The organism is Desulfitobacterium sp. (assembly GCF_982384815.1).
The window spans coordinates 1-12,524 of sequence record NZ_CEVWNY010000087.1; the positions used below are offsets into that span (position 1 = coordinate 1).

Sequence of the window (12,524 nt, forward strand, 5' to 3'; positions counted from 1 at the left end):
TTCTCGTTGAGGAAGATTCCCCCGCATGGGAAACGCCGTTTCCGGTAAATTCAACGTATCTCGGTAATCCATAAAAATTTCCTCCTATAATTATTAATTAAAATTGTCCTTCTACTCAAGCAACTAATTCTCAGCTAAGAAAAAATATAAAAATCCCATCCCTAAAATAAAGGGACGGGATTTTACTCGCGGTACCACCCTTGTTGTCAGCCTCACTGACCACTCGGAGTCCTGTAACGGGGACGAGCCGGAAGGCTTAATAAAGTTCAGCACTTCACTCTAAGGGGATACACCTTAATCTACCTCACAGGCTTTCACCATACCCTGCTCGCTAGGGAGGATCAATTCAAGGACAGTCCTTATCAACGTTTTTTCATTTAGGCATTTGCTTTAAAAAAACAGGTAAATAACCCACTATAGAATATAATACCCAAAAAGTATTGGTGCTTAATCACTTAAGACCTTACGTGCGATGGTAACAAGTTTCGCTTGCCCCTCAAAATCCACAGGATCTCTCATAAATAGACAGAGATATGGAATTTTCTTTTCTTTCCAAGTTATAGTTAACCGATTGAGATAGTCTTTATCTAAGTTCAGTTGATAGGATTCCACCCCGGCAGTTAAACCGACAACCACGCCCCGTTGTTCCATTTCATCCAAGGCTCGGAAAGCCCGATCCAATAAATCATCACTTCCGGCCATTAGAATATCACCATCCCGATAGGGACCTGGTTCCGCAGTTCCAAAATAAATCACTTGTGCTTCCGCTTGATCCGTTAGGGAGTTAAGCGAAGAGGCAAGCTCCATTTCGTGACGTCCTAGCTTTCCTGAGAAAGGTCCCTGTTCTTCTTTGTGTAAACCTAGCCCTTGCACAAGAAAGTCGGAGTCAAACTCCGAAAATAAAATGCTCTTCATGCGAAATCTTCTTCCCCTTCAAAAAATGTCTAGGATTTATTCTAGCACAAGCCCTCCGTACAACGCAAGCATTCAAGAAACCCGATCCTTGTCAAAAGCCTCAGCTAAATCAAGTTGGGCCAGCAAAAAGGACTTTAATTGGGTTCGAATCATCTCCCGCCGTTTATGTAGTTCTTCGATCTCCTCATTGACTTGGTCCAGTTTCTTCTGAGCCTCGCTCATCCGCTTTACTTTTTCTTGTTCAGCTTCCTTTAAGAGCAGTTCTGCCTCATGCCGAGCGGACTGCTTAACATCATCAGCGGTTTGTTGAGCCAGCACCATGGTTTGCTGCAGGGTTGACTCCAATTGTCGGTACTGTTTCAATTCCGCTTCCAAACGCTGTATTTTATCACGGAGTTCGAAATTCTCTGCATAGACTCCCTCAAATTCCTTGCTAACACTTTCCAGAAACTTGTTCACTTCATCCGTATTATAACCGCGAACCCCTTTGCGAAATTCTTTATTCTGTATATCAATGGGAGTTAATGCCATAATTTATCCTCCTCGCTGTTTATGAGGTGTATATCTTATGATGTTCCATGCAATTCTCCCTTTGCGGGTCTCGCTGGAATCCACTATCCGAATCCTTCCATAGCCCCGGCAGGAAATAAGATCTCCCGGTTTCACTTCCACATCCGGCTTGGCAGCCGTCAAGTCATTCCGCTTAACCTTACCCTGCTTGATAAGCTCTTGAAGAACCGAGCGAGAGAGATTAAACCCGCTAGAGGCCACCCCATCTAAGCGTGAAGATGCCGTAGTAATACGTCGCTCTTCCCCTTGCTCCAGAGGAAGTTCAAATTTCTCCCCAGGAATCTCCACTTGAATTCTTTCCCGCCCGGCTTTATCCCATTGTTGCAGGATAAAATCTTTAATTTCTATGACAATTGCTACAAAGCCGCCTTGATCACTTAAACGAATATCACCGATAACCTCTCTTTTGAGCCCTAAACCCATCAAGGAACCTAAAACCTGACGGTGTTCAAGAACCCCGCGTGGGTCTACGGTCCTGACCTGTAAAATCATAATCCCCGAGGGAGTCCTACCGAGTTTACCCTCATCGGTACTAAACACAAATCGTACTCTTTCCGCATCGGGAAAACCGCCCTCCGATCTAAAGCATAGACCTTCCCGCCGTAAAACACCTTCGAACCAATTGGCCATAGCTTGTCCAAGGAAAGGTGTCCATAGGGCCCTCGGGTTCTTAAGGGCTTCCTCTCCTAAATCCAACAAATGTGCCCCTTCAAGTTTTTGCTCTTTATCAGACCAAAAGTTTAAGGCACTGCGATCGATTACATACTTCATGGGATTACCTTAGCCTCCTAAATTAGAAAAAGCTTAAGTAATCCCGGCAAAAGGATATTTCTAATGAGCACTAGAGCAAGATAAGCAAAAATCGGAGAAATATCAATAGTGAACCCACCCCCACCAAACTGAAGGCGCTGGAAGGGTTTTAATAAGGGATCGGTGATCTCGTACAGAATCCGAACAAACCCATTGTACGGTATATTAGGCAGCCATGATAATAAAGCACGCAGAATAATGGCATACATCAAAATTGTGATAACCGTGCTTGTAACTTGATAAACGAATATGATAATAATCACTCCTTATTTTGTGAGAGACCAGAAAAACCCCTTCTCTTTAAAATCATCTTTCATTTCACCGGAGATATCAACATTATTAGGAACAAAGAGGAAAATACCATTTCCGACTTTTTGCATATTACCGCCTAAAGCATAGGTGGCGCCACTTACGAAATCAACGATCCGTTTGGCAAGATTGCGATCAGCGTTTTCGAGATTAACTATAACCGTGCGGCGGTTTTTAAGCTGATCGGCAATGTTCTGAGAATCCTCAAAGGCTAATGGCTCCAGCACAACTACTTTAATCTGTTTTTGGGTATGAATGCTTACTACCTGAGCCCCTTTGCGGGTGTTTGTAGTTCTTGATTCTTCTCTAACCTCTTCCTTTTCCTCTTCTTCTTCAAAATATTCTTCCTCAAAGTCATCATCTGCAAAGCCCATGATTCCAATTACTTTGTCAAATAATTTTGCCATAACCAAATTCCTCCCTTATATTGTTAGATCAAAAGTTTTGCTTAAAAAGAAAGATTGTATTATGAATAGCCTAAGCTCGTTCACCAAATATTTGCCTGCCTATGCGAATCATTGTTGCACCTTCCTGAATCGCCCATTCAAAATCCTGGCTCATCCCCATGGAAAGCTCTTTGAGCTGCACATGGGGAATGGAAAGTTCCTTGAGCTTATCCCGCAAAAGGCGCAACTCCCGGAAAAAGCTAATAGTTTCCTCCGGGGTAGCTCCAAGTGCTCCGATAGTCATCAACCCCTGAACCCGAACATGTTGGCAACGGGCTACTTCCCCTAGGAAGTCCTTCACCTCTTCCGCTCTCAGCCCTAACTTATTAGAATCCTGAGCAATATTGACCTGCACGAGAGTCGGCCAAATAATATTACGCCGTGCTCCCTGGGCTTCCAAAACTTCCAAGAGGCTAAGACGGTCAAGAGAGTGAATCAAAGCAATACGCGAATCGAGATACTTCACTTTATTGGTCTGTAAATGGCCGATGAGATGCCACTTACAGTCTTCAGGAAGCAAATCAACCTTTTCCTGCCATTCTTGAACCCTATTTTCAGCAAACTCCCGCTGCCCTGCCTCATAAGCACTTCGCACCACTTCCGCACTCATAGTCTTACTCACGGCCAGTAACTTAATTTGCCCAGGTTCGCGACCGCACTTTAAGGCTGCTTGGTAAACCTTCTGTCGCACCTCAAAGATTCTACCAGATATATCCACTTTTCACACCGTCCATCCTGATTCAATTCTACAAAGAATGTCCATTTCCTGCCTATTTTATAGCACAGTTTTAATTAAGAAGTACTTTTTATATGCATAGTTAAGCCATCCAATCCCTCTTTAGGATTGATAATAATGGGGATACCGTGGGGTAGATTTTCCACACAGATCACCTGGTCATTTTCATCGAGTATCTTCACCTTGCGATATTTAATTGCACCTTCTTGAACTACATAGACCCCATGTTCCTCTCCCTTAATCCACAAGCTGCTTTTGGGGATGATTATTCCGTTTACCGTAGGCTTAACTACTAGAGAAATATCGAGAAGGCGTTCTTGACTAGTCCCATCAATATATTGACTAAACTGAACCACCAGACCCCTGGGGTCTTCCAAAAGGCGGAGGATTTTAGCACTGTAGATCTGTTTATTAATGATTAGTTTGATACTTTTACCTACCTCATATCCTTTAGGATCCACCTTAACCACTGCAACAGTGGGCTGAAGATTGTCAACAACCTTGCCTATAACTCTACCGCCGGCCACACTTACTTCCGTACCCTGGGCAGTCGTTGGGAGCTCAACCATTTCTTGAAGTACTTTGCTTAGATCCATATTTACTAGATTTTCAGGGGTTAAAATCGTTTCCAAGCCATCGACCGTAGAAAAAACAAGTCCCCCCTGTGGCGCATAGACTTGATTCACAGCAGTGGTTTCTTGACCGAGGGTAGCCCCTCCCGACTGCATTACAGCAATAGGTTCGCCTTTGCGGATGCGCTCCCCCTCTCGCACCAAAAATTTGGGAGTTCCCGCTGCCGGTGCTTTGACTAACACTTCCTCATTGGCAAATACCGCTGAAACAGTCTGATGATGTTCAATACTCCCCTGCTTAGCAATATCTACCTTCAGCGACCCGGTTAAAAAGCTTGATCGATAAACCCATCCTAAGGATCCTAAAAGAAGTATCATAAAGAATCCCACGCCAAGCACTCGAATAGTTTTATAAAATGCACCTCTTGTCTTCCTCTTCATTTTTCCCCTCTCCATTTCCGGTCGGCAGCTCACATATGAATACTGTGCCTACCCCTAGTTGAGAAGTTACAGAGATTTTTCCTTTGACTCCCTCAACAATATGCTTAACAATACTAAGGCCCAGCCCGGTCCCACCTTGTTCACGGGAGCGGGCCTTTTCCACACGATAGAATCGTTCAAAAATTCGGGGAAGATCCCCTTCTGGAATCCCATAGCCGGTATCTCCGAACTCCAGAATAATCATACCGCCCTTTTCAAAAAAAGCATGCAGCCATACTTTTCCTTTACCAGTATATTTTACAGCATTTTCCATCAAATTGAGAAGTACCTGACTCAATAAATCTATCCCCATAGCAATTTCCGGTAGATCAGCGGGAATTTTCACTTCCAGCTCAATCTTTTTGGCTTCCGCATAGGGCTCAATTACCGGCTTAATCTTCTCATAGGCCTCTTGGACAGTGCTTCTTAACTCAATGTCAACCAGATGCTGATTTTCAATTCGTGAAAGGGTTAAGAGTTCATCCACTAAACGTTGGAGACGCAAAGTCTCCTTATAAATAATACTTAAGAAACGTTCCAGCAGTTCCGGCACCTCTGCTGCACCATCCTGCAAGGTTTCCACAAAACCTTTAATCGAGGTCAAAGGGGTCCGCAGTTCATGAGATACATTACCAACAAACTCGGTTCGTAATTGCTCTAAGCGTCTAAGCTCAGTTACATCATAGCAAACGATTACAGCCCCTTGGGAACGAGTCTTCTCGCCGAGGATAGGGCTTACCTGAACACGCAGAATCAGTTTTGAATCAATTGATAATTCGGTTTGCCCATTTTGACTCTTTTCTATAGCCTTGGAAACCAATCCTTCAAGCTCCCCGTAAGCACCTAATTCACTAATGTATTTATGCCTTACTCTTTGTTCATTAGTGCCAAAGAACTTCTCCGCAGCCCGGTTCAGAAGAACAATCCTTCCCACATGGTCTAAGGAGATTACGCCCTCCTGCATTCCGGCGAGAATCGCCTGGGTCTTTTGGGCTTCCTGACGATTAGTCATAATGCTTAAGCTTACCTGCTGCCCCAAACCGATTAGATCTTTAGAGATGCCGGCCAATTCATCAGGATACTCGGGAAAATCTGAGAGCTGAAAATTCCCTCCCAAAATCCCCTTAATCCCGAGGCCAATTTTCCGGATCCGTTCCCCAAAACGAGTAGCAAAGAAATAGACTATCCCTCCGGGAAGAATAATTGCCAGCAGAAAATCGGCGAAATCCAGAGCAAGACTAATACCCGTTTTCGCTTGCAATCCTAACCAAAAAAGTAATAGGGAAAGAGAATTTGCCAACAGATAGATACCGACGATATACCACTTAGTTTTCATAGCTTAGCCTTTCAAACGATAGCCGATCCCACGCAGAGTCTCGATATATTCAGGATTGGAGGGGTCTTTTTCAATCTTTTGCCTAAGGTGCCGCACATGTACATCTACAGTACGGGTATCCCCGGTATATTCATATCCCCAGATACGTTCGAGAAGTTCATCCCGAGAATAAACCTTACCAGGATGAGCGGCCAATACCCGTAAAAGCTCAAACTCCTTTGGTGTCAATTCGATTTCCTCTCCGCGAACAAAAACCTGGAACCGATCTAAATTGATGCGCAGATCTCGGCGTATAATATCCTTTTCCTCTTCCGCAGTCTTTATGCGACGCAGCCTGGCCCTGATTCTTGCTACCAATTCCCTTGGACTAAACGGCTTAGTAATATAATCATCCGCTCCCATTTCCAACCCCAAAACCTTATCAATTTCCTCCCCTTTGGCTGTTAACATAATTACAGGCAAATCAGCAAACTTGGGGATCTTGCGCAGCTCGGTGCATACCTCTAAACCACTCATCCCCGGCAGCATAATATCAAGGACCATCAGGTCGGGAAGTTTTTCTTCCAGTGTCTGTAAAGCTTCAGTACCATCGGATGCGGTCTCTACCACATAACCCTCTTTTTCCAAATTAAATTTTAGTAATTCTTGAATAGGTTCTTCATCATCTACTACCAGAATCACTGCCATTGCTACTTCTCCTCTCTTGTCGGCCGACAAATCCAGCCTGCCATCCGGCCTGTCTTTGGACCCTCACGGCGATGGGAGAAAAACGAGTCCGTATGACAAGCGGTACACTCTTGGGCGATCCAGATCCGGGACCGTGGAATTCCGGCCTCAGTTAACAACCTTTGATTAGCGTCCTTAAGATCTAACATAGCATGTCCGGGTCTGCTGGGTTTAAGTAAAGAGGTGGCCGAAAAATTATTGGCAAACTCCTTTGTTACCCGTTCATCCACTTCATAACAGCACCGACCGATGCTTGGACCGATCGCTGCCCAGCAATCGCTTAGATTTCCTCCAAGCTTGTCTAATTCCTCACACATTTTAAGAACGATTTTGCCGGAGGTTCCCTTCCATCCTGCATGAACAATCCCAATAGCCTTCAAGCCCGGATGATAAAAAAACACGGGAACGCAATCGGCATAGAAGGCCATTAAGGCGATGTGTGTAGTAGTTACTAATCCATCTACACCCGGAATCACCGTAACAAGGGAATCACTTCCGCGTCCTCCATCTGCTTCAATTACTCTATGTATTTTAGTCCCATGGACCTGTTCCCCGATAGCTACATCTGATCCCTGGGCATTCCACTCTTGAAACCAGCGGCTGCGATTAATCCTGACCTGTTCCGGTTCGTCTCCTACATGAAGTCCTAGATTTAATGATGAGTAGGGAAAACGGCTTACTCCGCCCCAGCGACTGGAAAAACCCATTTGAATTCCCTCCGCCTCCCATTCAGGGATTGTGAGATAGACTAAGCCTTTTCCTTGACGCCAAGTCCAAGCCATATTTTCATTCCTCCATAAGTTTCCTTGAGTAAACTATACCATAAATTTTAGGGCGGATGTACTTCCCATAAGTCCTATTCTTTGATGATTTAAAGCCTCCCGCGGGTTTTTTACCCGACAGAAGGCTTTATATAGGGCTTGTCCCAGCCGCCTGAGGCAAGTTGCCTGTAGTATATACAGGAAGTTTACCTGCGGTCATCCAGAATGGAACTAAACTCCGGCAAATCTGTTGCATCCACCAGAATTACATCAACGCCGATTTTCTTAACCCGTTCCCAGGGAACTAAGAGATCCTCGGTCCGGCCACCGAAAAAACCCCAACTTCGTGAGGCACCTTGTACCACAATCCCTTTGATGGTACCCCGTTCAAGATCCAGGTCCAAATCTTTGATTGGACCTAGCCGACGACCATCTTTAATATTAACAATATCCAATAAACGCAGCTCTGAGATCCGCATCAGTTATTCCTCCCCTCTTCTGATTTATATGCTATGGGGAAGGATAATAATACTGCATTTCCTCTGACTGCATAAAGGAAACTTACCTAAACATATTTGCGCATATGACCTAACGCGGCTTTTTCCAAGCGGGAAACCTGGGCTTGGGAAATGCCGATTTCGTCCGCTACTTCCATCTGCGTCTTGCCGTGGAAAAAACGTAAGGACAAAATGAGTTTTTCCCGCTCACTGAGGCGACGTAAAGCTTCCCGAACGGCGATTCCTTCCAGCCAACTGTTATCTGAATGCTTTTCATCACCAATCTGATCCATCACAAAAATGGGATCTCCCCCATCATGATAGATAGGCTCAAAAAGAGAAATCGGCTCTTGAATAGCATCCAGGGCAAAGATCACCTCTTCCCTGGGTAGAGTTAGTTTATCGGCTATTTCGGAAACAGTTGGTTCCCGCGAGCACTCACTGACCAATTGATCCCTCACTTGAAGGGCCTTATAGGCGATATCACGCAGTGAGCGGCTGACGCGAATCGGGTTATTATCCCGCAGATATCTACGAATTTCCCCAATAATCATGGGCACCGCGTAGGTTGAGAACTTTACATTTTGACCCAAATCAAAATTGTCAATCGCCTTCATCAAACCAATGCAACCAACCTGAAAAAGATCATCTACATATTCCCCTCGATTGGTAAAACGCTGAATCACACTAAGAACCAACCTTAAGTTACCATAAATCAGTCTTTCTCTTGCTTCCTTTTCGCCGCTTTGATAGGCAATAAATAACTCCTTCATTTTTGCGCTACTAAGAACAGGCAATTTTGAGGTGTTCACTCCACAGATTTCTACCTTGTTTAAAGCCATTTGAGCACCCTCCAAGCCAATTTTCTCTTGGAAGAGTATGCCCGCTGGGATTGAAACTTATTCCAACCGGATAAATTCTTTCCTGAGTCGGCGGATTATCCGCTTTTCCAAACGGGAAATATATGATTGAGAAATACCTAAACGATCCGCCACTTCCTTCTGAGTTTTTTCCTCGCCATTATCCAGACCGAAACGCAACTCCATGATTAGTTTTTCCCGATCCGTTAGCCTGGCCATAGCTAAATGCAAGAGCTGCCGGTCCACTTTTTCCTCAAGGGGTCTGGAAATAATATCGTTATCCGTCCCCAACACATCGGAAAGCAATAATTCGTTGCCGTCCCAATCAATATTAAGAGGTTCATCAAAGGATACCTCGGTCCTGGTTTTATTATTCCGACGCAAATGCATAAGAATTTCGTTTTCGATACAGCGGGAAGCGTAGGTAGCCAGCTTGATCTTTTTCTGGGGATCAAAAGTATTAACAGCCTTAATTAAGCCGATCGTGCCGATCGAGACAAGATCTTCGATACCAACTCCGGTGTTCTCAAACTTACGAGCTATATAGACTACCAAACGCAAATTCCTCTCGATAAGGATATCCCGAACACTTACATCACCTTGTTCCAGGCGATTTAAAAGTTCTCCTTCTTCATCGGCACTCAAAGGCGGTGGCAAAGCTTCGCTGCTTCCCACATAATAAATTTCCTTCCATTCGCTAAACTTCAGGAAAATCATAGATTTTATTTTCAATATCCAATTTTTAATCCGGGCAACCATTCTTCTCATTAGCCTTCCTCCGCTCCTTGAACATGCTCCGGGTGCAGCAATGCTTGATAAGTTCCATCCGCACTAAGTACCTGCCGCACTAGAGCTAAGGTTACTTTCATTTCTTTCGGTTCCGACAAGGTTGTACAAATAACCTTATGGGGTCTTATTCCTAAGAGCCAACTTTTATGGCCAACCCCTTGATAAGGGATGAAGACAAATTTACTTAACCAGGCTGGGTCCGACTGCCAAAGCCAAGGCCAAGGGTCATCCAAATCACGCCAAGAACCTTGTACCACCGGTAACAACTCTTCGGGAATACCTGCAACTGCCACTTCCTCTTCCACCAATAAAACGGGGGTACCTGTCACCGGATCCCGCAGTTGATTTCCGGTATCCAGTAAAGCCTTCACGGTGATGGAAGTGTTTTCGCCTATAGCAATGGTTACTTCATAAAGAGAGGACTTTAGCTGTGCAGCAGATACCATGATCCGTTGCCAGATTTTTTGGCACGCCCACCATAATCCCGCCGCCAAGGGGAGAATCCACAAATTCTTAAGTCCAAGCTGCAAAGAATGGCCTATTATCCCATCGAAGCTAACCCATCCCCATAGTGCATATACTAACCCCCCCAAGCCCGCCGACAGAATCCAAAAAAGCAGAAGGGTCTTAAAATAAAGGCGAATTCCCCGATAAGGATAAGCAAGCCAAACCATCAGCCAGGGGATTAAGAATTTGCTCAACTCAAAAACCAAAGAGGCTGGAAAATAGGCAGATAGAACTACCGGAATCTCACCAGCCAACACTCCCGCCAAAATTCGCTTACCTCGGAGAGGAATACTCATTAGCCGGGTAACAAGGATTAGCAGCAGAGCATCCATACTCCCATTTACCAAAAGATCTAAATCTAAATACCTCTCCATTTCTTTTTGCTGCCCTTTCAACTGTCTCTCCCAAATTATACCGAAGAGTACGAATGAAAGCTGTCGTAATAGGTAGGAATATTTAGTAAAACTATTGGGACTCCTGACGTATAATCGCAAAAAGGCAAAATTGGAGAATAATAATCTCGTCAATGCAAAAAGCCGGTCCTTGGCGCAGCTTTTACAAGCTAACCAAAGCCCGGCTCTTCTAAAACTTATTTGCTCTTTAACCTTTGGACTACTCCGAAAAAAGATCCTTCGCATAGCTCAGGATGACCCAAGTAGCATGTCATGCTGAACACAGTGAAGTAGCATGTGAGTGAAACAGCGTACCTGTCCCCCTGTTTCACTAGCGTCTCCGCCGTAAGAATTCAGGAATATCCAAATCTTCGGCAGTTGCTGCAACAGGACGAATCGCTTCGTTGGCACTTCCTCTTAAGCCGGCGGCAGCAGGTTTTTGCTGTTCAAATCCTGTGGCGATAACGGTTACCCTGATCTCTTCTTTTAGGCTTTCGTCAATAACAGCACCAAAAATAATATTGGCTTCCGGGTCCGCAGCTTCGGCGATGATCTCCGAAGCTTCATTAACTTCAAATAAGGTCAGATTCTGACCACCGGTAATGTTTAAAAGAACACCTTGAGCACCCTCAATGGATGTCTCCAGCAAGGGACTGGAAATAGCTTTACGGGCAGCATCAGCCGCACGGTTTTCCCCTGTCGCCGCCCCGATTCCCATTAAAGCAGAGCCCGTGTTGCGCATGATCGTCTTCACATCGGCAAAGTCTAAATTGATAAGACCGGGAACGGCAATCAGATCCGAGATCCCCTGAACCCCTTGACGCAATACGTCATCGGCAATCCGAAAAGCCTCATGAAGTGCCGTATGCTTGTCCACTACTTGAAGCAATCGATCATTGGGAATCGTAATCAAGGTGTCTACCTTACTTTTTAACTCAGCAATCCCTTTTTCAGCCTGCATGGCCCTTTTTCTGCCTTCAAAGGAAAAGGGACGGGTTACAACTCCTACGGTCAATGCTCCCAATTCCTTAGCGATTTCAGCAACAATTGGAGCTGCCCCGGTCCCTGTTCCACCACCCATTCCGGCAGTAACAAAAACCATATCGGCACCTTTAAGAACGCCAATAAGCTCTTCCCGACTTTCTTCCGCTGCTTTGAGACCGATCTCCGGATTCGCTCCGGCTCCAAGTCCTTTGGTCAATTTATTGCCGATCTGGACCTTTTGTCCGGCCCGCGAGAGGTTAATTGCTTGAGCATCGGTATTCACCGCTACAAAATCCACACCTTTTAAACCTGCTGTAATCATTCGGTTTACAGCATTATTTCCCCCACCGCCGACGCCAATCACTTTAATCTGGGCGAATTGATTAAAGTCCATATCGAATTCAAGCATTATATAAAAGACCCCCTCGCTCATAATAAACATTTAAGATTTAACGGTCAGACTCACCGGATTAAACTAAATGTATCACTATCATATCAGAGATAGATTCTAGGGATAAATCTTATATCCTTCTTTTCACTTAAATTTTTTAACCAGAAATATTATCCATTAACAACATTTAACTTCATAAAATCGTCAAATTATCCTTCTCAACTTATGAACTTATCTTTTTATCATATGTCTACGAATAATTGCCAAGTTATTAAACAAGCGAACCCCGAAAGCCACTACCGCTGCTAAGTAGAGATCCACCCCGATCCGATCACCCACATAGGCAAGTATTCCCGCCAGCAAAATGTTAGTAAAAAAACCGGTAAGGAAAACAACCGAGTCAAAATGGTTCTCCTGGGCGGCACGAATTCCCCCCAACACAG

16 protein-coding genes and 1 other annotated feature are annotated in these 12,524 nt (G+C 44.7%); all 16 genes read right to left on the bottom strand.

The window, feature by feature from the left end; translation table 11 throughout:
* Positions 1 to 167: 167 nt before the first annotated feature.
* Positions 168 to 375, bottom strand: a binding site (T-box leader).
* A 72-nt stretch (positions 376 to 447) separates the two neighbouring features.
* Positions 448 to 915 (bottom strand): hypothetical protein, encoded by a 468-nt coding sequence (locus tag AC1U9U_RS12045; protein ID WP_479960810.1) that lies wholly within the window; start codon positions 913 to 915, stop codon positions 448 to 450.
* A 72-nt stretch (positions 916 to 987) separates the two neighbouring features.
* Positions 988 to 1,446: a DivIVA domain-containing protein gene (locus AC1U9U_RS12050; protein ID WP_479960811.1), complete on the bottom strand. Its 459-nt coding sequence runs from the start codon at positions 1,444 to 1,446 to the stop codon at positions 988 to 990.
* A gap of 3 nt (positions 1,447 to 1,449) precedes the next feature.
* Positions 1,450 to 2,256: a YlmH family RNA-binding protein gene (locus AC1U9U_RS12055; protein ID WP_479960812.1), complete on the bottom strand. Its 807-nt coding sequence runs from the start codon at positions 2,254 to 2,256 to the stop codon at positions 1,450 to 1,452.
* Positions 2,257 to 2,273: 17 nt separating this feature from the next.
* Positions 2,274 to 2,558: a YggT family protein gene (locus AC1U9U_RS12060; protein WP_479960813.1), complete on the bottom strand. Its 285-nt coding sequence runs from the start codon at positions 2,556 to 2,558 to the stop codon at positions 2,274 to 2,276.
* A 3-nt stretch (positions 2,559 to 2,561) separates the two neighbouring features.
* A complete protein-coding gene (locus tag AC1U9U_RS12065) occupies positions 2,562 to 3,011 on the bottom strand; it encodes a cell division protein SepF (protein WP_479960814.1) in 450 nt (149 codons plus the stop codon).
* Positions 3,012 to 3,081: 70 nt separating this feature from the next.
* Positions 3,082 to 3,768, bottom strand: a complete 687-nt coding sequence (locus tag AC1U9U_RS12070; protein WP_479960815.1) for a YggS family pyridoxal phosphate-dependent enzyme — start codon at positions 3,766 to 3,768, stop codon at positions 3,082 to 3,084.
* Positions 3,769 to 3,842: 74 nt separating this feature from the next.
* On the bottom strand, positions 3,843 to 4,799 hold the full coding sequence (locus AC1U9U_RS12075) for a biotin/lipoyl attachment domain-containing protein (RefSeq protein ID WP_479960816.1): 957 nt from the start codon (positions 4,797 to 4,799) through the stop codon (positions 3,843 to 3,845).
* Positions 4,768 to 6,174, bottom strand: a complete 1,407-nt coding sequence (locus AC1U9U_RS12080) for a sensor histidine kinase (RefSeq protein WP_479960817.1) — start codon at positions 6,172 to 6,174, stop codon at positions 4,768 to 4,770. Before AC1U9U_RS12080 ends, AC1U9U_RS12075 begins: the two co-directional genes overlap by 32 nt.
* A 3-nt stretch (positions 6,175 to 6,177) precedes the next feature.
* On the bottom strand, positions 6,178 to 6,861 hold the full coding sequence (locus tag AC1U9U_RS12085; RefSeq protein WP_479960818.1) for a response regulator: 684 nt from the start codon (positions 6,859 to 6,861) through the stop codon (positions 6,178 to 6,180).
* Positions 6,862 to 6,863: 2 nt separating this feature from the next.
* On the bottom strand, positions 6,864 to 7,682 hold the full coding sequence (pgeF, locus tag AC1U9U_RS12090; protein ID WP_479960819.1) for a peptidoglycan editing factor PgeF: 819 nt from the start codon (positions 7,680 to 7,682) through the stop codon (positions 6,864 to 6,866).
* A gap of 185 nt (positions 7,683 to 7,867) precedes the next feature.
* Positions 7,868 to 8,140 (bottom strand): YlmC/YmxH family sporulation protein, encoded by a 273-nt coding sequence (locus AC1U9U_RS12095; protein WP_479960820.1) that lies wholly within the window; start codon positions 8,138 to 8,140, stop codon positions 7,868 to 7,870.
* Positions 8,141 to 8,226: 86 nt separating this feature from the next.
* On the bottom strand, positions 8,227 to 9,000 hold the full coding sequence (gene sigG / locus AC1U9U_RS12100; protein WP_479960821.1) for an RNA polymerase sporulation sigma factor SigG: 774 nt from the start codon (positions 8,998 to 9,000) through the stop codon (positions 8,227 to 8,229).
* 57 nt (positions 9,001 to 9,057) lie between these two features.
* Complete coding sequence (gene sigE / locus AC1U9U_RS12105) at positions 9,058 to 9,786, bottom strand: RNA polymerase sporulation sigma factor SigE (protein WP_479960822.1); 729 nt, start codon at positions 9,784 to 9,786, stop codon at positions 9,058 to 9,060.
* The gene (locus tag AC1U9U_RS12110) at positions 9,786 to 10,688 is read right to left on the bottom strand and encodes a sigma-E processing peptidase SpoIIGA (RefSeq protein ID WP_479960825.1); all 903 of its coding nucleotides are present in this window, start codon (positions 10,686 to 10,688) and stop codon (positions 9,786 to 9,788) included. Before AC1U9U_RS12110 ends, sigE begins: the two co-directional genes overlap by 1 nt.
* A gap of 349 nt (positions 10,689 to 11,037) precedes the next feature.
* The gene (gene ftsZ, locus AC1U9U_RS12115) at positions 11,038 to 12,099 is read right to left on the bottom strand and encodes a cell division protein FtsZ (protein WP_479960823.1); all 1,062 of its coding nucleotides are present in this window, start codon (positions 12,097 to 12,099) and stop codon (positions 11,038 to 11,040) included.
* Positions 12,100 to 12,312: 213 nt separating this feature from the next.
* Positions 12,313 to 12,524, bottom strand: a 212-nt coding sequence (locus AC1U9U_RS12120; protein ID WP_479960824.1) for a small basic family protein, incomplete at its 5' end; no start/stop codon positions are given.